Raw genomic sequence first — 25771 nt, forward strand, 5'->3', positions numbered from 1 at the left:
ATATTTGTATCAGACTATGATAATAGAAGATAATTTGTATGGTAGTTTTAGTGTTTCGGCACTGCTTGAAGAGCTGATCAATAGCAAGCCCGTAGAAAGACTCAAAGGAATTCATCAGGGGGGCGGAATATTTCTGGTTAACCCAAAGTTAACCTTAACCAGATATGACCATTCTGTTGGGGTTATGCTGCTGATTAAGTTTTTAGGGGGCACAGAAATTGAGCAGGCAGCAGGTTTATTGCATGATGTTTCACACACTGCCTTTTCTCATGTGATTGACTATGTCTTTGAACAGCAGGGAGAAGATTATCACGAAGAAATTTATCAAAGGATATTAATCGAATCCGAAATCCCTGGTATATTAGAGAAATATGGATACCAATTGGAAGATCTGCTGGAACAGGATTTTAATATTCTGGAACAGGCTCTTCCAAATCTTTGCGCAGACAGACTTGATTATACCCTGAGGGATTTATTCTATGCCGGTTTCATTAAGCTGGAGGAAGTCAATCGCATTGTATCGGAACTTGTTATTCATAACGGAAGAATCATGATGACCTCTGTTAAGGGCGCGCAATGGTTCAGCGAGATGTTCAGCGTTCTGAATAAAGAGTATTTTGCGAAGAAAGAGCATCTTTATGCCAATGAAAAACTCACTGATATACTTAAATACCTGCTAGCGGAAAAGGTAATTTCAAAAAGGGATTTTGAACAGGATGATAATTATTTATTAGCACTGGTTAAGGCCAGTGTTTTTGGGAAATCGGGCATTGAAGCCATAAAAAGAATGGATGGCTTTGATAGTTATAATGCCGCTAAGTTCAAGCTAAAACAGAGAGAAATTGATCCTGAATTATATATTGACAACCAGTATTTCAGGTTGAGCGAAGTATAATATTATACGGTTTAGTTATAAAAGCACCTCAATGAATGGCTCAGATCTGAGCATAAAAAAACGGGTATCTGATTTTCTACAGACACCCGCTTTTTTGCATTCTTATTATTTTGCGAATTAGATTTCTCTGTTAATATCCCAGTTCTCCAGATAGTCTGCCACACGGCGTACAAAAGTACCACCCAGGGCCCCGTTGACAACTCTGTGGTCATAAGACAGGGAAAGGAACATCATGTGGCGTATTGCAATAACATCACCATATTCTGTTTCTAAAACTGCTGGCTTTTTCTTAATCGCCCCTACCGCAAGTATCGCTACCTGAGGCTGATTGATAATTGGCGTTCCCATCACATTACCGAAAGATCCAACATTGGTCAGCGTGAAAGTACCTCCCTGAGTTTCGTCTGGTTTCAGCTTAGAGCCACGCGCACGGTTAGCCAGATCATTTACTGATTTAGTCAAACCAACAAGGTTCAGCTGATCTGCATTTTTAATGACAGGTACAATCAGGTTTCCGCTTGGTAATGCCGCAGCCATACCAATATTTATGTCTTTCTTTTTAATGATTTTAGTTCCATTAACCGAAACATTGATCATTGGGAAGTCTTTGATAGCTTTGGTTACCGCCTCAATAAAGATTGGGGTAAAGGTGATCTTTTCGTTCTCTCTTTTCTCGAAATTCTTCTTTACCTTATCTCTCCATAATACCATATTGGTTACATCAGCCTCCACAAATGAGGTTACGTGCGCAGATGTTTGCTTACTCATCACCATGTGGTCAGCAATGATTTTACCCATGCGGTCCATTTCAATGATTTCATCAGCACCACTTACGCTAACTACTGTCTGAGCATTGCTTGATTTAGCAGCTGCAACAGGTGCTGGCGCTGGTGTATTATTTACTGGTGCTTCTGCAGCTGGCTGGCTCTGAATACGGTTAGCCAAAACAGCTCCATTACTTTTACGGCCATTTTGGATATAGTTGAGCAAGTCATCCTTAGTCAGACGGCCATCCGCACCGCTACCAGTGATCTGGTCAAGCTCTGTTACACTAATCTGCTCCTGAGCAGCTATACTTTTAACCAGAGGAGAATAAAAACGATCAGATTCAGTAGTCACACCCGAACTTACAGGTACGTCATTCAACTGTGCTGTTCCCGGAATATTTGCCACTACCTCAGCTTCCGGAGCTACCTCAGCAGCAACTGGCTTCTCTTCGGTTTGAGCAGGCTCTGTTTCAACAGCATCAGTTTCGATCAAGGCTATAACAGCCCCAACCTGAACCACTTCATCTTCTTTATATAATTGTTTAATCAGTTTTCCAGCCACCGGCGATGGAACTTCTGAATCTACTTTATCCGTTGCGATTTCTAAGAGGGTATCATCTAAACTGATCATATCACCAGGTTGTTTTAACCACTTGATGACGGTTGCTTCTGCAACACTTTCTCCCATTTTAGGTAATAATAATTCGTATTGTGCCATTTAGTTTACAGTAAATTTGGTATTTCCTATCGGAGACAAAAGTAAGGCTTTTTTACAGTTAATTGTTATCTTCTTTCAGCAGATTCAAAATCATTGTTAATGCAGCTATAGCAGAACGCTCTATATTCTGAGCTCTTTTGCTCCCGAAATTGAATAGTTTAGCAACCACTCCATTCTTGTTTGCTACTGCTATCCAGACAGTTCCTACTGGTTTATCAACCGTTCCCCCATCCGGGCCGGCAATGCCGCTTACCGCTACACTATAGTCAGTTTTAAAATTAATAATTGCACCGGAAGCCATTTCTTTTACCGTTTGCTCACTTACTGCACCGTATTTTGCCAGTGTTTCTGCTTTAACTCCCAAAACAGATTCTTTAAGTTCATAGGAATAAGCTACCGCACCGCCTGCAAAAACAGAAGAGCAGCCTGCATGCTGAGTAATCAGCTGTGCAATATAGCCGCCAGTACAACTTTCGGCTGTAGAAAGGGTTAATCCCTTTTCATCCATTATATTCAGTATAGCCTTCTCAATGGCAATATCATCCTCTGCAACTATATAAGGCTTGATCTTCGCAATAATCCGCTGTACAAAGACTTCTACATCTGCTTTTAACTTTGCCTCATCAGCTCCCGAAGTACTTAACCTCAGTCTTACCTGACCAAGCTTTGGCAAATAGGCCAGCTTGATTGAAGGTGGCAGACTGTCCTCAATTTCTTCAATCTGCTGTGCTAAAAAGGATTCACCAAGATTTGCCGTAAGTATAGTTTTATGGTATATAAAAGGCAATTCAAATTTCTCTTTAAGCCTTGGAATAATTTCATCATCCATCAGATACATCATTTCAAACGGGACACCCGGCATAGAAACAAAAATTGTCCCGTTATGCTCAAACCACATGCATGGTGCAGTCCCATTTTTATTCTGAATCACAGTACAGCCATCAGGAACATCTGCCTGTTTGTTATTTGATTCGATCATCGGGCGGTTAAACCGTCTGAAAATCTCCTCTACATGAGCCAGTACTTCAGGGTCGCGGCGCATCCCCATATTAAAATATTTAGCCAATGTATATTTTGTAATATCATCCTTAGTAGGGCCTAAACCACCGGTCATTAAAATAATATCAGCTCTTTTCTCTGCCTGCCCCAGTGCTTCGATAATATGATCTGCATCATCCGAAACAGAAGTTATCTGCTTCACCTTAATACCAGAAGCATTTAATTGTTTAGCCATCCATGCAGAATTCGTATCTACAATCTGGCCGATCAGTATTTCATCGCCTATCGTAATAATTTCAGCTAACATAAAAATTCGTTAAAAACGTGTGTAATAAGCTTGTTGTTTGCTCAGTTTTAAATCCTGTAGTATGGATGCTTTTACCCGGATCGTCAGGTTATAACTTCTGTATTGACCCAGCGGAATCCAGTTGATACTCATATCCCAGCAATGCAAATCTCTGTAGATCGCAAAAGACGTTGGTGCCAGCGTCTTATTACTCATATCATATCCGGAAGTGAACTGCACCTTCCATTTAGGGGTCACATTAAAGTCCCCGTTACCATTGATTACACTGGTTGTGGTTGGATTTAATCCATTTCTTTGCTTGCTATAGTCAAAACGATAAGAGAAAGTAAAGTTCCATGGAATTTTAAAGTCGACAAATGCATTAGGGTCACTGCTCACCTGGGCCAATTGCTCCGCCTGTTCTGCTGTCATCCCATTCTGTTGTGCTTTTTTGTTTGTTTTATCCAGACTTTCGTTCCGTTTTTTAAAGGCTTCAGCATTCAGACTGTAACCAAAAGAAAGACTAAACCTGGTTAACCTTGGAAGTATATATCTGTCCACAAGTATTTTATCAACCAACACATCCTTACCATTGATTCTGTTAGTACTATCCCTTGTTGCATAAGGGGTTAATGAACCGTCGTAAGTAATCCCAAATTTATCTGTGAACTGAGAACGGCCGCTAAAACTCAAATCAGAAAGTTTAAATGAAGGAGCAAGGAAATTATAGGTGCCATTAAATGTCAAACCCTGAATGATCGGAACTTTCCTCATCCCTGTGCCTGTAGTGTCTTTCCTCGAAAAAACTTTGGCCTCTAATGTGTTATCCAATCCAAAATTGATACTGGCATTCCTGCCTTCTCCCGGGCCGCCGTACAATGTTCCATCATGAATAGAATAACGTTTATCTCTCTTATAAACATCATCATAGACCGGTGCACCATCCTGATACCTTAAAATTTTATAATTCCCTTTGGAAGGATCTGAAAAATCGGGGCGGTAACTAAAGTTAGCATTCGGTGTCATCACTAAACGCAGGGCTTTTAGATTACCCATTTTTTTAAACTGCAGTGTATTGTAAATCTTTGTTGACACCCCCATATTGACACTATACTCACCAGAGCGATTAAATCCCTGAATCGTATCAATAACTGTTTTATAGGGCTGAACAATACCGTTCTGTACAATTCCCCTGATAGCAGTCTGCCTTACAGACTGGAATTGCCATTTCTCCAGGTAAGTACCTCCGGCATTAAAGGTAAAATATTTGAGTGCGGTAAAGTTTATACTTACAGGAATAGTATGACTGAAACCATTCTTCAATCTGTCCAGTGCTTTCCTGGTAAAGAGAATACTGTCCGAAGTAGAAATAGAATTAGAAGCCACCATAGAGTAACCTACAGTAATCTTTTGATACCATTTTTGTTCACCCAATCTGTTTTTAGAATCAAAAGGGCTAAAAGTTTGCACACCTAATGCGATATCTGGTAAGGTAATATCAACACTTTTGGACCTGGTATTCTGATTATGCCTTGCTGCTGCCGAAAAAGTAATTTTACCGTCAGCAAGCGTTTTTCCATAACTTATACTGGATGATAATGCATTCTCCGTGATCTGATTAAAATTATAAGTGTTACCTGCCGCAGTATTCAAATTATAGCCACTTGTTTTGATATTTACACTTGCTCCGAAAGTCGTTCCAGGATGTGCATTGGCATTTTGTGAGTGTACCCACTGTATACTATAATCCTTTCTTGGATCATAGGCCGGAGTACCTTCTAAACCATAGCGGTTATTTGCATAGTCAATTTTGATACTTCCGTTGTATTTATAGCGCTTCACATAATTTGAGGTTACAGACAGACCATAAGAGCCCCTGGTAAAATAAGTTCCCAGTATTTTTGCGTCCCAGTAATCATTCAGGTTCATATAGTAACCTCCATCCCTTAAGTTGAATCCCCTGGTATAATCATCACCAAAACTTGGTATGATTACGCCCGAATTCCTTTTATTGGGTTTTGGGAAAAAAGCGAAGGGCAAACCTAAAGGCAAAGGGATATCTTCAATTTTAAGATAAACAGGGCCAGTAATAATCTGTTTATCCGTTACAATACCTTTAGTAATAAAGATTCCGAAATGGGGGTGCGGAAGGTTACAGGTACTATAAGTCATCCCTTTCACGTGGATTTCATTATCTGGCTGTCTTTTACTTTGTCCACCAGAGAAAAACCCTCCCTCCTGTTCAGTGAATGTATTAAAAACGGTCCCTTTCCCGGATTTGGTATTGTAAAAGAGGGAATCGGCAACAGATGATCCCTGTTTCTCCATTTTAAAAATGGGTTTACCAAGGTACTTTCCTTTACTGTCTTTTCTGCCACTTGCAAAAACGGTATTCGTTTTAGAATTATAGGTTATATAATCGGCGTCCAGCTCAAATGACTGATAAATAACCCTTGCTTTTCCATATAAATAGATAATACTTTTGTCTTTACTGTATTTGGTAGAATCCACAGCTGAGTATTCAATTTTCTCATCTCCCTGTTTTATCACAGTACTCTTGCCACCGGCACCACCAATTTTAATTTTACTTGTATCTTTTTTCGCAGTATCCTGCGGTAATCTCACCAATCCTTTAGGATCTGCATTTGTTTTAACTTTAGGTGTATTTTTTTTTGTCGTATCCTGCTGTAATATCTGCCGTGCAGAAAAATTCTCAAAGGCAAAAGCAGAGTGACCGGCTGATACCAGTAAAAGGATAAAATTCAGTAAGAGGATAGTTCGTAAAAATTTCAAATTCTTGTGTGAATGTAGTAAATGCAAAGTGTTTTAACCCAAAACGTCCAAAATTAGCGAAAAATATAGCATTGCCGGGTGCAAATGCAATTTTGCATAAAAATATTTCCCAACAATGCCTTAATCACAAGATTGACAGCATATTGGGCAATATAAATAATTAAAATCAGACCTGTATTCTGCTATATATAAGCTAAGTATCAGCGCAGATAATGGTACCATTGCTCAAACATTTTCAAACACCTGGCATCAATTCTGCACTAAAAATTATATTATACTATCTTTGTGCGCAAATAAGCTATAATTAACGGATAATTGTGCCTGTTTAAGTTTATAAATTAAAACAGATACCTGGTCATTAAACAAAAAGATTTAAATGAGATTGAAGAGAAATGTATTCTTATGCGCTATTTTTTTATTAATCGGTTCAAAAGCTGCCTTATCTCAGGGATATAAAGTAAAGACTATTGTTATAGATGCCGGACATGGTGGTGATAAACCAGGGGCAGCAGGAAGTTATTCTTTAGAGAAAAATGTAACCTTGCAGGTTGCTTTAAAACTAGGCAGGAAATTTGAAGATGAAATGCCTGAAGTGAAGATCGTTTACACCAGAAAAACCGACATTGATGTATCTCTGTACCGCAGACCTGAGATTGCTACTGCGGCAAAGGCCGATTTGTTTATTTCTATTCACTGTAACTCCATGCCAGACAGACGCGTTGTAACAGGTTATACGACACGCCGTGGAAAGAGGGCCCCTCAATATGGCTATGTAAAGAATAAGACGACCAGTGGTGCTGAAACCTTTGTGGCAGGTAGTCACCGTCTGAATGAACAGGACGGGGCGCTCAGAGAAAATGCCGATATCAGTCTGGAAAAGGATTATAAAAAAAATTATGATGGTTATGATCCTAAGGATCCTGAAACATTTATTATACTATCTTTGTTTAAAAATATATACAGGGATAAAAGTTTAAAGTTAGCGCGGTTAATACAGAACAATTATACCCGTGACAACAAAAGATTTAACAGGGGTGTTAAAGAACAGGGAATTTTAATCTTACAAAGATGCGGCCAGCCTGCTGTATTGACAGAGATTGGATTTATCTCCAACCCTGCTGAAGAAGATTATATAAATTCTGCAAGCGGACAGTCTGAGATTGTGAATGCAATTTTCAAAGCTGTAAAGACCTACAAGAAAGAAACAGAAGTAAATTAAGTTAAAAAGAACTACGTGAAAATAACAAACGAAACCAAAGTAGGCATATTAGCAGCCTTTTCTATCGCCGCATTAATTATTGGATATAACTTTCTGAAAGGAAACTCCCTATTTTCGAGCGAGACACTATTGTATGCCAGATACACCCGTGTGGATGGACTTGCTATATCTAAACCTGTACTAATTAATGGTTTTCAGATTGGTCGTGTAGACAAACTTGTTTTACAGCCTAACGGTACAATTCTGGCGACTTTAAAAATCAAAGGTAAATATGACATTCCAAAATCAAGTATTGCGAGACTGGAAAGCACTGACTTATTAGGAAGTAAAGCTATTGTGATGTCTTTAGGTTCTGGTAAGGATTATGCGCAGGATGGTGATACTTTAAATTCGAATGTAGAGAAGAACCTGATGGAAACGGTTCAGCCGGTTCAAAAGAAGGCTGAGTTGATTGTTGGCAAAATGGATTCTATCCTGACCAGTGTCAATTCAATTCTGAACCCTGATTTCCAGAAAAACGTAAACAAGAGTTTCAACAGTATTGCTGGTACACTGGCTTCACTGGAAGGTACTTCTAAAAAAGTAGACGGACTGGTTGGTAGTGAGAGTAAAAGAATCGCTGCTATTTTAGCGAATGCTGAATCTATCTCAGGTAACCTGAAAAATAACAATGAGAAGATCAATGCTATTTTAAGCAATATTAATAAAATTACAGATCAGGTTGCTGCTGCAAACTTCAAACAAACTATAGATAATGCAAATAAAGCTGTTGCAGATTTACAGGGAATCGTAAGTAAAGTAAACGATGGTAAAGGAACTTTAGGTTTGCTGGTTAACGATACTAAAATGTACGATAACCTGAACAATGCTTCTAAAAACCTGGATAACCTGATTATTGATCTGAAAGCTAATCCAAAACGTTACGTACACTTCTCCGTATTCGGAGGTGGTTCTAAAAGAGATAAGTAATAAATAAAAAAAGGTGAGCTGGTTTTCCGATTGCGTTCATGAATTATGAACGATATCAGAAAACCAGCTCACCTTTTTTTATTTAGTTCCTTCAATGGGTTGGTGGGCTTTGTTAGTGCGATTAGAAGATAGTTATTATTTATGCCTTTTGACGAAGCGATTTGACTTGGTTGAAACCTTTTGGCGAAGCCATTTGAATTATTTGTTTGATTACACTTGCCCCGGTTGACTTCCCTGGTATTACAAATTGTGTGGCGAATAAATTAACAATTCTGATATTGTCGCAGTAATGGATTTTAGATGGCAATACTTTGTATAGTCATTCCTCTCACTTTTTAGTCAGCTTATACCTTAAATGAGTTGTTAAGTCTGAAGGTATTACTTCTACGATTTGAAGATCATATTTATTGCTGTCTATGCCGTCAAACAGCCGGATACCATTCCCTAAAAAAAGGGGTGCAATATGAATAAAAAATTCGTCTACCAGTCCTGCATTGAGAAATTGTTGAATAGTATTTGCCCCACCCTGTATCCTGATGTCCTTTCCTTTGGCTGACACTCTTGCTTTTTCTAATGCACTTTCTATACCGTCATTGATAAAATAGAAAGTTGTCGTCCCCTTTTGAACCCAGGGTTCACGTTTTTCGTGGGTGAGTACATAAACATCCGTTTTATATAAATCCTCTTGCCAATGGACTTCCCCTTCTTCAAACATACGCTTTCCCATAATGTAGGCCCCCGCTCTAGCAAATACATCATCAATTAATTTACTATCTGCACCATATTCTTCACCGCCTTCCATATTGATGTTTTTCCAAAATGCTTTTTGTTTAAACATCCAATGATGAATTGTCTGTCCATTGTTACCCATAGGATTGCCTGGGCTTCTGTTATCGCCTGCGAAAAAGCCATCAAGTGATATTCCGCTGTCAAAGATAATTTTGCTCATAATTTTAATTTATTATTTGTAAAATTCAATTTTAGTCCATTGTTTTAACTATCAGTAATCACCCCTCATAATCAGATATAAATCAACCATTTACGCCCCATTCAAGAATATGGTCATCAAATTTAATATATAGTTGAGAAAAAGCAATACCTCAATTATGGATAGACATCATTCATTTTCGGACGATGTCTTTGAAGCTCTGGCATAGCAGTTTCAGTAAGGTCTGATCAGAGTTTAAAAGTACCTTAAGGCTTAATTTATTAATGAGTCAATAAATCAAAACCAACTAATCATCCAGGCTGCCAGTGCCCATAAAATTCCGATAAGCACTACAAAGATCAGGAAAAGGATTATCAGGGCAAGTACAATTGTATTCTTTCCGCTTCCCTGGTGTTTACCTTCCTGATAATATTCATTGAGCAGTCGCATATTGCGGGTATTCGACTTAAAGAAGAAATCCCAGGCCTGTCCAACCCCTGGAATTGCCCCTATGGTCGTATCAAGAAAAATATTGATACACATCAAAACAACAATCTTACTGGTTAAGCCTTTACTGGCCATTGCCAGTACCAATCCACCAGAAACTGCGAATCCGGCTATATCACCGGCAAAAGGAATAAGATTCAGCAAGGGATCTAAGCCAAACCTATATTTTGTTCCTGGAATGCGAAACTGTTCATCCATAAGAAAAGATAATCTGGAGATCCACTTTAAAAGTGAATTGTTTGGAAAATCAATCCTATAGGGTGAGTTATCTGGCATTTTAGATTAACGGAATTCGTTGCTGATTGTTTTAGCTTATAAATATTTAGCCTATTTTAGCCCATTCCTGAACTCTTTACCTGAGTGATGATTATTAAATAAAAAATTAGTCTTAGGTATAAAAAACTAAATCAATCTTTTAGTACGGGTAATTCATTTATATTGATAACAAACAGCAAGAGACCAGATGTTGCAGGATACTTTCACAACCAATTACAAGCATAAGAAATTTATAGAGCGCATTGTAGAATTTGAAATAGTCTGGGGGCTTAAATCCAAAGATGGGTGGGCGTCTGCTCCAGTAAATGTTGAAGAAGATACTATAACTATTCCATTTTGGTCAGATAAAGCCTATGCCAGGCAACTGGCAAAAGAAGAATGGAAAGACTATACCCCAACACAAATCCCCCTGACCTCATTTCTCGAGAACTGGTTAACAGGCATGTCTGATGATCACCATTTAGCAGGAACAAACTGGGATGCAAACCTCATTGGAAAGGAAAGCGATCCCCAGCAACTCATCCTTGAAATTATTGCGGAATTAAAAGCCAAAAACAAGCCTCTGAGCCTCAAAAAACACAGCAACCTGACAGAGCTTGAGACAAAGATCACCAAAATCTTCAAAGGAAATTTCAGACTTTCAAGCCACATGACCATTGAACAGCTCATTGCTGCTGTCATCAACAAGCACGATCAGCATATCAACTACACTGTATACGGGAAAGATAATGATCACCTCATTACTCCAGAGATGAATATATTCATAGACCAGCCCATACAAGTAAATGATCTGGATGAAGAGATCTATCCAGTAACCGTATTAGAGCAAAAGCTTTCCCAAGTTTATTCACGTGAGAACCTTCAGGATGTAATAAGCAGCGCCTTACATGAAAAGAAAAATGCATCCATCAGCGAGCTCGTTGAAGCATTAAATTATTATAATAACAATGATGCTTTCCTCACATTCAACAAATAATCATCTATAAAATCAAACAAGAGTTTCAACAACCTAACAATCCAAAAAGTTAATCTTAAATAGCAACTCTGCTATCTGCGCCCTGCTAAATAGAATGAACCTTTAGAATCTTCTTGATTAAAATAAAAAGGTTTGTTAATTTTCTGATATTGTTCATAATTCATGAACGCGATCAGAAAATTAACAAACCTTTTTATTTTCCCTAAGAACTACCTAAACGGTGAATGTAACCCCTTCAAGAGCCAACTCCGTATTCTCAAAAACCCCTTGTGCTTCTTCTAACAACGGCAATAACGTCTTATATCTCGAAGAAAAGTGCCCAATTAACAACTTATCCGCCCCTACTTCTTTCGCTATCCTACCGGCCTGCAAAGCCGTCGTATGGTGCGTCACATTTGCCCTCTCCAGCAAGTCATTCATAAAAGTAGCTTCATGGTACAACATTGTGCAACCGCGGATGCTTTCCAGGTAACTGCCATCTGCCATCGTATCTGAGCAATAGCAATAACTTTTTGGTGTATCAGAATCTATCGTATAATCTGTATTCAATATCACTTGTCCGCCGGGTAAAGTCAGGTCCATGCCCTTCTTTAGCAGCTGATAATATTCTGCAGGAACATTATCCTGCTCCAATTTCTCAACCAGAACTTTGCGCAAACGTTTCTTCTCCGTAAACTTAAACCCCGTACAAGGAATCCGGTGGTTGAGAATAATCGTTTCCACCGTCATATCCTGATTCTGAAAAATCACTCTGGGTTCATCAGCTACAATCGGACAGAACTCAATTTCAAACCTGAGATTCGTCTCAGAATATCTGAACTGAATCTCCAGTATTTCCATTAAGGCTGCCGGGGCAAAGATTTGGAATGGCTTAATACGGCCATTAAGGTTCATTGTGGAGAGTAAACCCACTAAACCAAAATAATGGTCACCATGAAGGTGACTGATAAAAGCGACATCTATTTTGCTGGCTTTAAAACCAAATCTGATTAACTGCTGCTGAGTACCTTCGCCGCAGTCAATCAGATAAAACTTATCTTTACAATTTAAAAGTTGTGCTGTTGGATTTCTATTAAAAACTGGAGTAGCCGAACTACTTCCTAAAATGGTAACCTCAAACTTCATTAATTTTTCTGATCAAAGCTCCCTAGTAATTCCTTCTCTATTTCTTCCATGAAGATCAAATCTTCCGCCTCATCCAGGTTGCCTACAATGTGAAGTGACTGGTCAATCGAAGACATCTCCAGGAGCTTGGAAATACAATCGCTAATACCGGTCACAATGAACAATCCATTTGCCTTTTTACAGAGCCTGTCGCCTACCAAAAGGCAGCTCAGGTCCTGTGAATCGTCACAATCGCTCACCACTGATAAATCTAAAACGATATTACAATATCCCTCAGCGTTCAATAAAATGAATTCAGATTTTAATCTGGGCGCATTATCGGCAGTCAGCCTGACTTCATCAAGTCTGATTGCGACATACTTTTCGTGTTTATCTACTGAAAATTTCATAACATCCCCCTTTTTTAAGGTAACAAATTAAGTATTTATTTCGATAAAAGCGTATCAAGGCTTCCTAAAACATTCTGCTCAATTCTGTCCAGAATATTATCCTGCTCATTCTTCACAAACGTATCGCCGGTAATCTGCTCATAAAGCTCAATGTAACGCTCAGAAATTGAAGCAATGATCTCAGGCGTCATTACCGGAACTACCTGTCCGTCTTTACCCTGAAATCCATTTTCAATTAACCATTTACGTACAAACTCTTTTGAAAGCTGCTTTTGAGGCGTATTTTCTGCCTGACGCTCTTCATAACCCTCAGCATAAAAATAACGTGAAGAATCAGGCGTATGGATTTCGTCAATCAGATAGATTTCATCACCAGATTTACCAAATTCATACTTGGTATCCACCAGGATCAAACCACGTTCTGCAGCCATTTCTGTCCCTCTTTTATACAGCGCATAAGTATAATTTTCCAACTGATCATAATCCACAATTGAAACAATACCTTTCGATAAAATATCCTCTCTCGAGATATCCTCATCATGTCCTACAGCTGCTTTTGTTGTAGGTGTGATGATTGGATGAGGCAATTTATCATTTTCCTTCAAACCCTCCGGAAGAGCTACACCACATACACTTCTTTTACCCTCACTATACTCTCTCCAGGCATGACCGGCAAGATATCCCCTAACCACCATTTCTACTTTAAAAGGCTCACAGATACGGCCTATAGTCACCATTTCATCCGGTACAGCAATCACCCAGTTCTGAACGATATCGGCTGTTGCCTTTAAAAACTTAGCACCAATCTGATTTAACACCTGTCCTTTGAAAGGAATTGCCTCTGGCAAAACCACATCAAATGCAGAAATTCTATCCGTTACTACCATAGCCATCAAACGATGGTCAATAGTGTATACATCACGCACCTTACCCTTGTAAAAACTACTCTGTTTAGGAAAATTAAAATTTGTTTCTTTAATTGCTTTCATGTTGTTGATGGATCACATCAATTATTGTTTATAAATTACTGTATATCTCCGTATGCCTTCAATATCCTTTTCACCAGCTTATGCCTTACCACATCTTCTCCGGTAAGATAAATGATCTCAATACCCGGAATATCATCCAGGATACGTAAAGCATTATGTAAACCAGACATTTGTTTCTTAGGCAAATCGATCTGCGTCACATCACCCGTTACGATAAATTTCGCAGAAGGCCCCATACGTGTCAGGAACATTTTAAGCTGCAAATCTGTCGAATTTTGCGCTTCGTCCAAAATTACAAAACAATTATCCAAAGTACGTCCCCGCATAAAAGCAAGAGGTGCAATTTCAATCGTTCTGTTCTCCAGATATAATTTCAGCTTTTCGGCCGGGATCATATCATCAAGCGCGTCATATAAAGGGCGAAGATAAGGATCTACTTTCTCTTTCAGGTCACCGGGTAAAAAGCCTAAGCTCTCCCCCGCCTCTACAGCCGGCCTGGTCAGGATAATTCTTTTAATTTCTTTATTTTTCAATGCTCTCACAGCAAGTGCTACTGCGGTATACGTTTTTCCGGTACCGGCAGGGCCGATCGCAAAAAGTACATCGTTCTTCACAATACTGTCTACCATTCTGCGCTGATTAGCAGTTCTGGCCTTGATCATCATACCGTTATTTCCGAATACAATGACCTCTCCACCGCCACCATTACCATTCACTTTTTCGGGTGCAGCATCAGCACCATAAGAATCTGCGTTATATTTAAACGCTAAAATTGATTCAATATCTCCCGGACTTAATGAACCATATTGTTCAAGATGACCTACGAGTTTACCGAACTTCTTTTCAAAGAGTTTTTGCTCATCTTCATCACCTAACACCTTCACTTCGTTGCCTCTGGCAACAACTTTCAGTTTAGGAAATGCATGTTTGATCAACTCATAATGCTCGTTGTTAGCACCCCAGAATTGCACTGGATCTACTGTTTCTAATGTGAGTTTAAGTTCGTTCAAAATATTGTTTTTTAGATAGGAGTGTATATTTTGATATAAAAGTTGAATATTTGTAGCGCTTTACCGCATACGCAAGAATAAGAATAAATATTCAATTTTTAATGGCCATTATCACTTTAACAACAGATTTAGGATCCAAAGATTTTTATCAGGCTGCACTCAAAGGCAGTATCCTGACGATCTTGCCTACAGCTACTATTGTTGATATAACCCACGAAGTTCCATCTTTCAATATTTCTTATGCAGCCTTTGTTTTAAAGAATGTTTATCACTATTTCCCTAAAGGTACTGTGCATCTGATAGGTATAGATTCTGTCTTTAGTGAAAACACAAAATATATTGGATTGAAATATCACGATCATTATTTTGTCGGTGCAGATAACGGTATTTTTTCTCTCCTGTTTGACGGGAAACCTGATGAAATCGTAGAGCTGAATATTATGCAGGATTTAAAATATCTGCACTTCCCGCTGGTTGATATTTTTGTTAAAGCAGCAATTCATCTTGCCAAAGGCGGAAAACTCAAAGACATTGGATTGCCGACAGCAAATATTGAAGAAAAAATGTTACTCAACCCGGTCATTGAAAAAGATATGATCAGAGGAAGCGTAATTTATATCGATACTTTCTGTAACGTCATCACCAATATCACGAAAGAACTGTTCACCAAAATTCAGCGCAACCGCGATTTCACCCTGTACTTCCGTAAAAGTGAAACCATTACCCAGCTGAGCTGGCATTACAATGAGGTATCTGAAGGAGAAAAGTTATGTCTGTTTGGAATTAGCAACCATTTGGAAATAGCCATTAACAAGGGTAAAGCAAGCGGACTGCTGGGGCTTCACCTTGGCGACATTGTCCGCATTCAGTTTCACCCCTAATTCGCCTTTTAAACAGTAAATCCTGCATAAATGCCCTTTCCAAATCAGGATAAGGCATAGATTTTGCTTTATATACCGAAAGATACAATTATGATCAGACCGCTCCTTCTATTTATTTGCTTAAGCACCTCTATTAACGCACTGGCCGTACAAAGTGACACTTCTGCCTATCAGGTACAACGTTTAAAGATTAATGCCTTACTCGCAGAGCGAAGCGCCAAATTTGGCCAATATGATTTAAGTCTTAGTGCCAGAACAGGAATTTTTGGTTTACAGACAAAAAATGACCTTAAAAACTCAAATGAGATCTTAAGAGGCATTATTCTCAATGACAATAATATTTTCAGGGAACTCAAAGTATTGATGAACTATAAAGATCAGGAAGTACAACAAGTGCAAACCAATGCAGGCAATAATGCAAAACGTATTGAAGCCTATATGCTGACCATCAAAAAACTGCAGGATCAGAATGAAGAACTCAAGAAAAAAACAGCAACAATTACCGCAGAAAAATACACAGAAACCTATTCTATCATATTTTTAATCCTGATTATCATTGGAGGGGGGATCTTCTTTTTCAACAAGATCCGCAAAAAACCCTGATCATTATTAATACTCCTCTTCGTGCATACAATAATTAGTCAGTATGCCAACCAGAAACTTAGGTTCTATCCAGGTAGATTTTGGTGGCATAGTCTTATTGGCATCAGCTACATTGATAATTTGTTCAACCGAGACAGCAAATAACGTAAATGCTATGGCATAGAGGCCGTTATCAACCATAGTCTGAATTTCACTTAAAGGAGTAATCCCGCCTTCAAAAGTGATCCTGGCATTGGTGCGTGGATCATCAATCCCCAGAACAGGGCCTAACAAATGATTTTGCAGAATACTGACGTCCAGTAATTCTACAGGATCATCAGCGTCATATATCCCTGGTTTAGGGCATAAGATATACCATTGAAAATTAAGATACATTCCTATCTGGTGCAGCTGATCAGGATCAACAGGCCGATCAGATTTTTCAATCGTAAAGGCCTCTCCCAGCCTGGACAGAAAATCTTCAGGACTCAACCCATGGAGATCTCTAACCAGGCGGTTAAACTGTAATACCCTGATTTCTTTTGTATTCATAAATACAGTAGAAAAGAAGTCCATTTTTGACATCGCTGCCGCGCGATGATGACCATCTGCAATATACACAGATTCAATCTTCCCAATCTCATTAGTGATCAAATCTATATCTGCCTGATCATCAATCAGCCAGACCTTATGACCTGTAAGATCAGTAAAGACAAAATCAATAACAGGAAGCTCTTTAATGTACTTCTGTGTAACCAATTCAATTGCTTCCACAGGATGGTAAGTAATCAATACCGGATTAGCGTCCAGTCCTGTATGGTGCAGATAATCAGCCAGCTGTTTCTCTCTCCTTTCGACCGTTAATTCATGTTTTTTAATACTGCCATTCAGATAACTCTGTACATCACTTAAAGTCCATAAACCTGTCTGGGTTATCCCATTATAGTTTAGCTGATAGATATAATAACAAGGCCGGTTTAAGTCTACCAGAACTTTACCATTAACAAAAGTATTGAAGTTTTCAGCAATCTTGCGGAAGATCAGACTCTGGTTCATATCACGCAGATAAGCATGATCCAATGCCGGATTAATTAAATGAAGAAAGCTGTAATTGTTTTCTGAGGCAATCAGTTTGGCCTCACCTGTACTATAATATTCCAATGGCCTTGTAACCACTGAAGACTGCAAATGTGCAGCAGGAATAAGCGCTGAAAAAGGCTTGACTAAAGGCATGAAATGGGGCTATTTGGTTTGGGACCGAATATAATCAAATCCCAAACCATTTAACTTATTTCATCTTATAATAATTATTTTTTAAAATGGGCGATGATCAATGAAGCTAATTCTTCACCGATACGCTCCTGCGCTTCGTTCGTGGCAGCCCCGATATGTGGCGTTAACGAAATTTTAGCATGTTTTAAAATTGCCTCTAAAGGAGTAGGCTCATTATCAAATACGTCTAAACCAGCGAAAGCAACTTTACCACTATCCAAAGCATTAATTAATGCCTGCTCATCAATCGTACCACCTCTTGAACAGTTAACGATACCAACACCTGGTTTCACCTGGTCAAACTCAGCAGCACCCAGTATAGGGCGGTCAGCGAAAGGCGTATGTAAAGTAATGAAATCACTATTTTTGATCACTTCTTCCAGACTTACTGTTTTAACAGGAATATCCAGACTTAAATCACCCTGAAATTTCAAAGTTAATTTACCATCAAATGGATACAAATCATAAGCAAGCACATTCATACCCAGACCTAAAGCCAGCGTAGCTGTTTCTCTTCCTATTCTGCCAAAACCAATGATCCCTAAAGTTTTACCTCTAAGCTCAGTACCTTTAGCGTAATCTTTTTTCAGTTTATTGAAATTTGAAGCTCCTTCAACCGGCATTTTACGGTTAGCATCCTGTAAGAAACGGATACCTGTAAATAAATGTGCAAATACCAGTTCTGCAACTGATAAAGAAGATGCAGCTGGTGTATTTACAACCGCGCGCCCCTGCTCTCTGGCATAGTCAACATCAATATTATCCATCCCTACTCCACCTCTGCCTATCAATTTCAGGTTAGGACATGCGTCAATTACATCTTTACGAACTTTCGTTGCGCTTCTTACTGTAATCGCGTCATAATTTTGCAGCGCTTCAATCAGTTTATCCTGAGCAACAGTCTCTGTATCTACAATAAAACCGGCTTCTTCTAATAATCGTTTTCCGATCGGGTCAATCCCGTCGTTTGCAAGTATCTTAATCATTGAATTTTATTTTTGGTGTTTCTCTGCAAAAACCTGCATTAATTCCACCAGTCTGTGTACACTTGTAATTGGTAAAGCATTGTAAATAGAAGCTCTGAATCCACCGACACTTCTATGCCCTTTAATTCCTTCGATATCATTTTCTTCTGCGAATTTCAGGAACGGTTTCTCCAGTTCAGGATTCTCCATTACGAAACAGATATTCATTTTCGAACGGTCTTCCACTGCAGCAGTACCTTTAAACAAAGGATTTCTATCAATTTCAGCATATAAAGCATGCGCTTTAGCGATGTTCTCTTTTTCTATCTCAGCAACACCACCTTTAGATTTTAACCATCTCAGGTTTAGCATCGCTACATAAATTGCAAAAACAGGAGGTGTATTATACATCGACTCACCTTCAGCATGCACTTTATAATTTAACATAGAAGGGATTTTATTGGTTGTTTTACCTAAAATCTCGTCTTTAACAATGACTAAAGTTGAACCTGCAGGACCAATATTTTTCTGCGCACCAGCATAAATCAGATCATATTGTGAGACATCAATTACCCTGCTCATAATATCAGACGACATATCACATACGATAGGTACCTGAGTTTCAGGCAGGCTGAACATTTCAGTTCCATAAATCGTGTTATTCGAGGTACAGTGGAAATAAGCACTGTCCGCAGGAATTGAATAATCCTTAGGCACGTAATTAAAGTTAGCATCTTTCGAAGAAGCCACTACATTGGCAGTACCAAAGTTTTTCACTTCCTTAATTGCCTTATTTGCCCATACACCTGTTTCCAGGTAAGCAGCCGTTTGTCCTTCGCTTAACAGGTTCATTGGAACCATGGCAAACTGCAGACTTGCACCTCCCTGTAAAAATAAAACAGAGTAACCTTCCGGTACATTTAACAACTCTTTAACCAACTTAACAGCTTCAGCTAATACGGCCTCAAACTCTGGTGTACGGTGGGAAATTTCTAAAATCGATAACCCATCCTTAAAATCTAAAACGGCTTGCGACGCCTGTCTAAACACTTCCTGAGGTAAAATACAGGGGCCAGCTCCAAAATTATGTCTCATTTTATATGTTAATTAATTATTGTAAATGTAATTGTTTTATCCAAATAATATTTGGTTTTTTGAAATAACGAGTAAAATTATAGGTTTTATATACTACTGATAGGAGAAGCTGATACAGCTTTCATAGTCCTGATCATTTCCAGAGGGGATTCAGCACCGAAAATTGCATTTCCTGCAACAAAAACATCAGCACCTGCAGCCAGTAAATCACTCAGGTTATGAATGCTCACCCCACCGTCTACTTCGATCAGCAATTCTGGATTTACCTGGGCCGCCATTGCTTTAAGCCTTCTGATTTTAAGCAGCGTATTAGGGATAAACTGCTGCCCGCCAAAGCCAGGGTTAACAGACATGACCAATACCATATCCAATACCGGAAGAATATCGATCAGCAACTCTACTGGGGTGTGCGGATTTAAAGCAACACATGCCCGGGCGCCACTTTTATGGATAGCCTGAATAGTTTTATTTAAATGAATGCAGGCTTCGTAATGTACAGTAATCCTATCTGCACCGGCAGCAACAAATTGTTCAATGTACTGATCCGGATTTACAATCATCAAATGCACATCCAAAGGTTTTTTAGCATATTTTTTAATCGCTTCCATTACCGGGAAACCAAAAGAGATATTAGGTACAAATACACCATCCATGATATCCACGTGAAACCAATCTGCGTCACTAGAATTAATCATCTCTATATCACGTTGTAAATTGGCAAAATCAGCAGAAAGTACGGATGGGGCAATCAGGTGTTTCATGTATTCTAATCGTTTGTTTTTATGGAAGTAAATATAAAAAAATAACCCGTTCATCCCGCAGATTAAAGGAGATAAAAGACCCGGTTTCGGGAAAATGATTGATGTCTGCCCCTGCTGCCGGCTTGATCAGACTTAGTCCCCGGATTAAAAACAACCTCATTTAAGACCGAACAAAATTCTGTAACAAACTTAAGGCAAGATTTATACAAAATATAAAAACAGTAAAGCAGTAACAATCAGTATAATTTCCTGAATGTTACCACTTCATTAATTAATATACATTTATGTTCTAATTTGCACTACGTTTTCCCTTGAGCCCATGAGTTCGGGAGGCTACAGTTGAACTGTCTACTCGAAATTTCTAGAGTCAGAGTGTGCAGGAAGGCTGGTATTAGAAGTCAGGGAGTCCGGAAAATCTGGCCTATAATATTTATTAATGAGATGCGTAAAAAACCGTAACCTGAGTAACAGCAGGGAGCGGTTTTTTTATTAAATTATGCCCGTAAATCTTAAGAACAAGAGTACGGTATTGTACACCAGCTGTACGTTTTCGAACGGTTTAAGGTTTGCTTTCGGCCAAAAACATGGTTTATCCTATCAAAAACCCTTTAAAAGGGTAATGGCATAGGTTTAGCTTCTGGCATGAAATAAATATAAGCCTTAAATACATGTTTAAACTTGACCTGAAAATAGCATTACGCAGCCTTTGGAAAAACAAAGGTTATACCTTAATTAATGTAGGTGGTCTGGCCATCGGCCTGGCCAGCTGTATGATATTATTACTTTATGTAGCTTATGAATGGAGCTACGACAGACAGTTTACCAATTTCGAAAAAACTTATGTCATCTATAATAACGTCAAAACCACTACAAAAACCTTTAGCTGGGCCTGGACACCCAATGCCATGGCCGATGAGGTTAGGAGTAAAATTACTGGCGTAGCCTATGCATCTCACTCCTCCTATCCGCAGGAACAAGTAATCAGCAATGGAGAAAAGACATTTAAAAAGAAAGCCGTTTATACAGACCCTTCATTCCTGAAAATATTCGATTATAAACTTATTAAGGGGAACCCAAATACACTTTTAAACAATATTAATTCAGTTATTTTAACAGAAACTATGGCCAAAAATCTGTTTGGCGACGAAGACCCCATTAATAAAATGGTAAAGCTGCAAAATACTGAGGTTTTAAAAGTCGAAGCTGTCATTCAGGATGTCCCTAAAAACAGTAGCATTCAACTGGACTATATCATGCCATGGGCGCTCTTCATCAAACAAAACCCATGGGCTAAAGACATCAACTGGGGGAACAATATGTGTCTTACCGTAGTCCAGTTACAGAAAAACACCTCTTTTGATCAGGCTAATACGCAAATCAGAGATATCTATAGCCGCAATCAGGAAGGCACAACGAGCAAAGCATTACTGCACCCGCTATCGAAATGGCATTTATACGATAACTTTGAAAACGGCAAATCGGTTGGTGGTAAAATTGATCAGCTCAGGATATTTCTCATCCTGGCCTTTTGTATACTTTTAATTGCCTGTGTAAACTTTATGAACCTGTCCACTGCCAGATCAGAAAAAAGGGCTAAAGAGGTTGGCGTAAGAAAGGCAATCGGCTCATCAAGAGGTGCTTTAATAGGTCAGTTTATGATAGAATCTATTTTACTTTCTTTCATGGCGATGCTGGTGGCCTTTACTTTAATGGAAATCAGCCTGCCCTATTTCAATTCACTATTAGGAATTGAACTGGTCATCAAATATGAGAGCTGGACATTCTGGGCAGTTCTGGTTGGTCTGACTACATTCACAGGTTTTGTTGCAGGCAGTTATCCGGCATTCTACCTCTCCTCTTTTGAACCTGTTAAAGTATTAAAAGGGTTTAATACAGCAGGCAGTTCTTCACTTTCCGTAAGAAAAATTTTAGTGATCTTTCAATTTGTATTTGCAGCCTGCCTTATCATTTGTACAGCTGTTATTTATCAGCAGCTCAACTACATTAAAGACAAACCAGTTGGCTATAACAAAGCAGGTTTAGTACAAATACCCATACAGGGAAATCTTGCAGGCAAAGAAAAACTGGCGCTATTGAAAGAAAGGCTGATCAAAACCGGCGCGGTAACACAGGTGACTTATTTTAGTACAACTTTAAATACGAGCGGTAATAATACCTTTAGCGTTAGCTGGCCAGGTAAAAATCCCAAAGAAGATATTTTATTTAATAATCGCGCTGCCGGTGAAGACTTTGCGCAAACAATGGGCACTGAAATGGTAGCAGGAAGAGAATTCTCTGCCAAATTCACAGCAGATTCTACAAATATTGTGATCAATGAAGCAGCAGCAAAAGTAATAGGGTTCAAAAATCCTATCGGAAAAACCCTCAATGTAATGGGCAAACCTTTTACCATCATCGGCGTCATGAAAGACTTTGTCATGGAATCACCCTATAAAACTGCCGCCCCGATGTATATCACCAATCACATGGAAAACGTCGATTTTATCATTGCCAGGTTAAATCCGGCACAGAATATCAGTACCTCGGCAGCGCAAATTGATGAGGTTGTAAAAGCACTCAATCCAAACTTTCCGGTAGACAGAACATTTGCAAGTGATAATTTTGAGCAAAAATTCCAGGATGAGCGTTTATTAGGAATTTTATCCAACTGGTTTGGTGGTTTCGCTATCTTCATCTCCTGCCTGGGCTTATTAGGTCTTGCCTTATTCATGGCAGAACAAAGAAAAAAAGAAATCAGTATCCGCAAAGTTTTAGGCGCAAGTACACTGAATATTTTAACACTGCTCAACAAAGATTTCATAAAACTAGTCGCTATTGCTAACCTGATTGCATTTCCCCTGGCCTATGTTATCATCAGCAAATGGTTATCAGCCTATGAATTTAATGTAGGGATAAACGTGTTGCCCTTTGTCATCGCAATCGGTTTATCGTCAATCATTGCAATCATCACTGTTAGTGTGCAATCCGTTAAAGTAGCCAAAGCTACTCCAATAGATTCTTTAAAGCATGAATAGCTCAGGAACAACCAAAATTTAAAGCATAAAAAAACGCCTCACGAAATTAATCGTGAGGCGTTTTTATTTATTATTCAGAGAGAGAACTAAGCTGGCTTAGTTTCAACACCTTCTGGTTTCGGTGGACGAGGCAATAAAGCTTTTCTGGAAAGTTTCATTTTACCTTGTTTGTCGATGTCTAATAATTTAACCTGGATTTTGTCACCTTCTTTAAGGACACCATCCATAGTTTCTAAACGTTCCCAGGCAATCTCAGAAATGTGAAGTAAACCATCTTTACCTGGCATAATCTCAACGAAAGCACCAAAAGGCATAATAGATTTCACTTTACCGTCATAAGTAGCACCTATGTCTGGTTTAGCAGCGATTGCGTTAATACGTTTAACAGCAGCATCAATTGCAGCTTTATTATCCGCGAAGATCTCAACGATACCTTTGTTACCAACCTCTTCGATAGAGATAGATGCGCCAGTTTCACGTTGCATTTCCTGAATAATTTTACCACCCGGGCCAATTACAGCACCTATGAATTCCTTGTCAATACTTAAAGAAACGATACGCGGAGCATGATCCTTGTAATCTTCACGTGGAGCAGAGATTGTTTTAGCCATCTCATTTAAGATGTGTAAACGAGCCTCATTAGCTTGTTTCAGGGCAGCAGTTAAAACTTCCCATTTCAAACCATTGATTTTTAAGTCCATTTGACAAGCAACGATACCTTTTTCAGTACCAGTAACCTTGAAGTCCATATCACCTAAGTGATCTTCATCACCAAGGATGTCAGTAAGGATTGCATATTTACCAGTTTTCTCGTCAGTGATTAATCCCATAGCAATACCCGAAACCGGAGCTTTGATTTTAATACCTGCATCCATTAATGCTAATGTACCAGCACAAACAGTTGCCATTGAAGAAGAACCGTTAGATTCAAGAATATCAGAAACGATACGGATTGTGTATGGGTTTGCTTCTAATCCTGGTAATACTTTTCTTAATGAACGCATAGCCAAATGACCATGACCAATTTCACGACGGCCAGCACCTCTGTTAGGGCGAACTTCACCTGTAGAGAAACCTGGGAAATTGTAGTGCAATAAGAATTTGTTGTATCCATTGATGAAAGCACCATCAATCATTTGCTCATCATCTTTAGAACCTAAAGTAACCGTAGTTAATGATTGAGTTTCACCACGTGTAAATACTGCAGAACCGTGAGCAGATGGTAAATAACTTACCTCACTCCAGATAGGGCGTACAGTACGTACATCACGACCGTCTAAGCGCATACCTTCGTCTAAAACAAGGTTACGGATAGCATCGTATTGTACATCATGGAAATATTTTTTAGCTAAGAAAGCAGTAACTGCATCAACTTCTTCACCAAGTGTTGCTACGAAAGCTGCTGAAATCTCAGCAAATTTCTCTGTACGCTCATGTTTAGAAGTCTGGCTTTTAGCTACAGCATAAACCTGATCATAAGTAGCAGCATAAACCTGCTCTTTTAATTCTGGATTGCTGTCTTCGTGTGAATATTCACGTTTTTTAGTTTTACCTACTGCTTCAGCTAATTCTTTTTGAACTTTAACCTGAACAATGATTGCTTTGTGTGCGAATTCGATAGCTTCAACCATTTCTTCTTCAGAAATTTCGTCAGCTTCACCTTCTACCATTACGATATCATTTTCAGTACCAGCTACTAAGAATTCTAAAGTAGCACGTTCTAAGTCACTAACATATGGGTTGATCACTAATTGACCATCAATTTTAGCAACACGAACTTCAGAGATTGGTCCGTTAAAAGGAATGTCAGAAACAGCGATGGCAGCTGAAGCAGCTAAACCAGCCAATGAATCTGGCATTATATTTTTATCAGAAGAAATCAAAGTGATCATTACCTGAGTATCAGAGTGATAATCTTCAGGGAACATCGGGCGTAAAGCACGGTCAACCAAACGTGAGATTAAAACTTCATAGTCTGATAATCTAGCCTCACGACGTAAGAAACCACCTGGAATACGACCTGCAGCCGCATATTTTTCCTGGTAATCTACAGATAAAGGTAAAAAGTCAACACCAGCTTTAGCACCAACTGAAGAAACTACAGTCGCTAAAAGCATTGTGTCACCCATTCTTACCACAACGGAACCATCAGCTTGTTTAGCTAATTTTCCTGTTTCAATTTCGATGGTCCTTCCATCGCCAAGATCGAACGATTTTTTTATTACATTCATTTACAAATTGTTGCGGTGTGTTTTCCTCTTTCGACACACCAGATTTATATATTATATTTTTATATTTCAATTAAAAAAGCCATCCCTAAGAATGGCTTTTCTT

At 38.8% G+C, this 25771-nt stretch carries 21 protein-coding genes; 7 read left to right on the forward strand and 14 right to left on the reverse strand.

What is annotated here, in order from left to right; all coding sequences use genetic code 11:
- The first annotated feature begins 16 nt into the window (after nt 1–16).
- A complete protein-coding gene (locus tag HDE68_RS14240; RefSeq protein ID WP_183882887.1) occupies nt 17–895 on the forward strand; it encodes an HD domain-containing protein in 879 nt (292 codons plus the stop codon).
- A 117-nt stretch (nt 896–1012) separates the two neighbouring features.
- Here HDE68_RS14240 and HDE68_RS14245 read toward each other — a convergent pair whose 3' ends face one another.
- Genes HDE68_RS14245 through HDE68_RS14255 form a run of 3 tightly spaced genes read right to left on the reverse strand, consistent with a single transcriptional unit; the run spans nt 1013 to nt 6458 of the window.
- A complete protein-coding gene (locus HDE68_RS14245; protein ID WP_183882888.1) occupies nt 1013–2380 on the reverse strand; it encodes a dihydrolipoamide acetyltransferase family protein in 1368 nt (455 codons plus the stop codon).
- A gap of 58 nt (nt 2381–2438) precedes the next feature.
- Complete coding sequence (locus HDE68_RS14250; RefSeq protein ID WP_183882889.1) at nt 2439–3686, reverse strand: competence/damage-inducible protein A; 1248 nt, start codon at nt 3684–3686, stop codon at nt 2439–2441.
- Between the two features lie 9 nt (nt 3687–3695).
- A complete protein-coding gene (locus tag HDE68_RS14255; RefSeq protein WP_183882890.1) occupies nt 3696–6458 on the reverse strand; it encodes a putative LPS assembly protein LptD in 2763 nt (920 codons plus the stop codon).
- Nucleotides 6459–6834: 376 nt separating this feature from the next.
- Here HDE68_RS14255 and HDE68_RS14260 point away from each other — a divergent pair, with 376 nt between their 5' ends.
- Entirely contained in the window at nt 6835–7677 is an 843-nt protein-coding gene (locus HDE68_RS14260; RefSeq protein WP_183882891.1) for an N-acetylmuramoyl-L-alanine amidase, read from the forward strand.
- 15 nt (nt 7678–7692) lie between these two features.
- Entirely contained in the window at nt 7693–8646 is a 954-nt protein-coding gene (locus tag HDE68_RS14265) for an MlaD family protein (protein WP_183882892.1), read from the forward strand.
- 328 nt (nt 8647–8974) lie between these two features.
- Here HDE68_RS14265 and HDE68_RS14270 read toward each other — a convergent pair whose 3' ends face one another.
- Together HDE68_RS14270 and HDE68_RS14275 are read right to left on the reverse strand one after the other, a co-directional pair.
- Nucleotides 8975–9595 carry a dihydrofolate reductase family protein gene (locus HDE68_RS14270; protein WP_183882893.1) on the reverse strand — a complete coding sequence of 207 codons (621 nt, stop codon included), beginning with the start codon at nt 9593–9595 and terminating at the stop codon, nt 8975–8977.
- A gap of 276 nt (nt 9596–9871) precedes the next feature.
- Nucleotides 9872–10357, reverse strand: coding sequence for a DUF4112 domain-containing protein (locus HDE68_RS14275; protein WP_183882894.1), 486 nt, complete (start codon nt 10355–10357; stop codon nt 9872–9874).
- A gap of 187 nt (nt 10358–10544) precedes the next feature.
- Between HDE68_RS14275 and HDE68_RS14280 the strand changes: the two genes are divergently transcribed.
- Nucleotides 10545–11333 (forward strand): DUF2750 domain-containing protein, encoded by a 789-nt coding sequence (locus HDE68_RS14280; protein WP_183882895.1) that lies wholly within the window; start codon nt 10545–10547, stop codon nt 11331–11333.
- Between the two features lie 213 nt (nt 11334–11546).
- On the opposite strand, the gene HDE68_RS14285 is transcribed toward HDE68_RS14280, so the two are convergent.
- From HDE68_RS14285 to HDE68_RS14300, 4 genes are read right to left on the reverse strand one after another with little or no spacing between them, the layout of a single operon-like run.
- Nucleotides 11547–12458: a ribonuclease Z gene (locus tag HDE68_RS14285; protein WP_183882896.1), complete on the reverse strand. Its 912-nt coding sequence runs from the start codon at nt 12456–12458 to the stop codon at nt 11547–11549.
- Nucleotides 12458–12847 (reverse strand): STAS domain-containing protein, encoded by a 390-nt coding sequence (locus tag HDE68_RS14290; RefSeq protein WP_183882897.1) that lies wholly within the window; start codon nt 12845–12847, stop codon nt 12458–12460. Before HDE68_RS14290 ends, HDE68_RS14285 begins: the two co-directional genes overlap by 1 nt.
- A gap of 35 nt (nt 12848–12882) precedes the next feature.
- Nucleotides 12883–13836 (reverse strand): phosphoribosylaminoimidazolesuccinocarboxamide synthase, encoded by a 954-nt coding sequence (locus HDE68_RS14295; RefSeq protein WP_183882898.1) that lies wholly within the window; start codon nt 13834–13836, stop codon nt 12883–12885.
- A gap of 35 nt (nt 13837–13871) precedes the next feature.
- Nucleotides 13872–14846 carry a PhoH family protein gene (locus tag HDE68_RS14300; protein WP_183882899.1) on the reverse strand — a complete coding sequence of 325 codons (975 nt, stop codon included), beginning with the start codon at nt 14844–14846 and terminating at the stop codon, nt 13872–13874.
- Nucleotides 14847–14947: 101 nt separating this feature from the next.
- Between HDE68_RS14300 and HDE68_RS14305 the strand changes: the two genes are divergently transcribed.
- Both HDE68_RS14305 and HDE68_RS14310 read left to right on the forward strand, forming a co-directional pair.
- Nucleotides 14948–15727, forward strand: a complete 780-nt coding sequence (locus HDE68_RS14305; protein WP_183882900.1) for an S-adenosyl-l-methionine hydroxide adenosyltransferase family protein — start codon at nt 14948–14950, stop codon at nt 15725–15727.
- A 90-nt stretch (nt 15728–15817) separates the two neighbouring features.
- Nucleotides 15818–16330: a hypothetical protein gene (locus HDE68_RS14310; protein WP_183882901.1), complete on the forward strand. Its 513-nt coding sequence runs from the start codon at nt 15818–15820 to the stop codon at nt 16328–16330.
- Nucleotides 16331–16336: 6 nt separating this feature from the next.
- On the opposite strand, the gene HDE68_RS14315 is transcribed toward HDE68_RS14310, so the two are convergent.
- From HDE68_RS14315 to rpe, 4 genes are all read right to left on the reverse strand, one after another.
- On the reverse strand, nt 16337–17542 hold the full coding sequence (locus tag HDE68_RS14315) for a DUF1015 domain-containing protein (RefSeq protein ID WP_183882902.1): 1206 nt from the start codon (nt 17540–17542) through the stop codon (nt 16337–16339).
- Between the two features lie 74 nt (nt 17543–17616).
- Nucleotides 17617–18567, reverse strand: coding sequence for a D-2-hydroxyacid dehydrogenase (locus HDE68_RS14320; protein WP_183882903.1), 951 nt, complete (start codon nt 18565–18567; stop codon nt 17617–17619).
- Nucleotides 18568–18573: 6 nt separating this feature from the next.
- Nucleotides 18574–19641 carry a 3-phosphoserine/phosphohydroxythreonine transaminase gene (serC, locus tag HDE68_RS14325; protein ID WP_183882904.1) on the reverse strand — a complete coding sequence of 356 codons (1068 nt, stop codon included), beginning with the start codon at nt 19639–19641 and terminating at the stop codon, nt 18574–18576.
- 86 nt (nt 19642–19727) lie between these two features.
- Complete coding sequence (gene rpe, locus HDE68_RS14330; RefSeq protein WP_183882905.1) at nt 19728–20402, reverse strand: ribulose-phosphate 3-epimerase; 675 nt, start codon at nt 20400–20402, stop codon at nt 19728–19730.
- A gap of 668 nt (nt 20403–21070) precedes the next feature.
- On the opposite strand from rpe, the gene HDE68_RS14335 reads away from it, so the two are divergent.
- Nucleotides 21071–23437, forward strand: a complete 2367-nt coding sequence (locus HDE68_RS14335) for an ABC transporter permease (protein ID WP_183882906.1) — start codon at nt 21071–21073, stop codon at nt 23435–23437.
- Between the two features lie 86 nt (nt 23438–23523).
- Here the strand turns inward: HDE68_RS14335 and pnp are convergent, their stop codons facing one another.
- Nucleotides 23524–25668 carry a polyribonucleotide nucleotidyltransferase gene (gene pnp, locus HDE68_RS14340; protein ID WP_183882907.1) on the reverse strand — a complete coding sequence of 715 codons (2145 nt, stop codon included), beginning with the start codon at nt 25666–25668 and terminating at the stop codon, nt 23524–23526.
- Nucleotides 25669–25771: the final 103 nt, after the last annotated feature.

The organism is Pedobacter cryoconitis, from assembly GCF_014200605.1.
In the GTDB taxonomy this organism is placed as follows: Bacteria; Bacteroidota; Bacteroidia; order Sphingobacteriales; family Sphingobacteriaceae; genus Pedobacter; species Pedobacter cryoconitis_B.

Bases quoted from the DNA above. Each gene is read 5' to 3' on its own strand.
- HDE68_RS14240 (WP_183882887.1), top strand. From the start codon at position 17: ATGATAATAGAAGATAATTTGTATGGTAGTTTTAGTGTTTCGGCACTG.
- HDE68_RS14245 (WP_183882888.1), bottom strand. From the start codon at position 2,380: ATGGCACAATACGAATTATTATTACCTAAAATGGGAGAAAGTGTTGCA.
- HDE68_RS14250 (WP_183882889.1), bottom strand. From the start codon at position 3,686: ATGTTAGCTGAAATTATTACGATAGGCGATGAAATACTGATCGGCCAG.
- HDE68_RS14260 (WP_183882891.1), top strand. From the start codon at position 6,835: ATGAGATTGAAGAGAAATGTATTCTTATGCGCTATTTTTTTATTAATC.
- HDE68_RS14270 (WP_183882893.1), bottom strand. From the start codon at position 9,595: ATGAGCAAAATTATCTTTGACAGCGGAATATCACTTGATGGCTTTTTC.
- HDE68_RS14275 (WP_183882894.1), bottom strand. From the start codon at position 10,357: ATGCCAGATAACTCACCCTATAGGATTGATTTTCCAAACAATTCACTT.
- HDE68_RS14280 (WP_183882895.1), top strand. From the start codon at position 10,545: ATGTTGCAGGATACTTTCACAACCAATTACAAGCATAAGAAATTTATA.
- HDE68_RS14285 (WP_183882896.1), bottom strand. From the start codon at position 12,458: ATGAAGTTTGAGGTTACCATTTTAGGAAGTAGTTCGGCTACTCCAGTT.
- HDE68_RS14290 (WP_183882897.1), bottom strand. From the start codon at position 12,847: ATGAAATTTTCAGTAGATAAACACGAAAAGTATGTCGCAATCAGACTT.
- HDE68_RS14295 (WP_183882898.1), bottom strand. From the start codon at position 13,836: ATGAAAGCAATTAAAGAAACAAATTTTAATTTTCCTAAACAGAGTAGT.
- HDE68_RS14305 (WP_183882900.1), top strand. From the start codon at position 14,948: ATGGCCATTATCACTTTAACAACAGATTTAGGATCCAAAGATTTTTAT.
- HDE68_RS14310 (WP_183882901.1), top strand. From the start codon at position 15,818: ATGATCAGACCGCTCCTTCTATTTATTTGCTTAAGCACCTCTATTAAC.
- HDE68_RS14315 (WP_183882902.1), bottom strand. From the start codon at position 17,542: ATGCCTTTAGTCAAGCCTTTTTCAGCGCTTATTCCTGCTGCACATTTG.
- HDE68_RS14320 (WP_183882903.1), bottom strand. From the start codon at position 18,567: ATGATTAAGATACTTGCAAACGACGGGATTGACCCGATCGGAAAACGA.
- serC (WP_183882904.1), bottom strand. From the start codon at position 19,641: ATGAGACATAATTTTGGAGCTGGCCCCTGTATTTTACCTCAGGAAGTG.
- rpe (WP_183882905.1), bottom strand. From the start codon at position 20,402: ATGAAACACCTGATTGCCCCATCCGTACTTTCTGCTGATTTTGCCAAT.
- HDE68_RS14335 (WP_183882906.1), top strand. From the start codon at position 21,071: ATGTTTAAACTTGACCTGAAAATAGCATTACGCAGCCTTTGGAAAAAC.
- pnp (WP_183882907.1), bottom strand. From the start codon at position 25,668: ATGAATGTAATAAAAAAATCGTTCGATCTTGGCGATGGAAGGACCATC.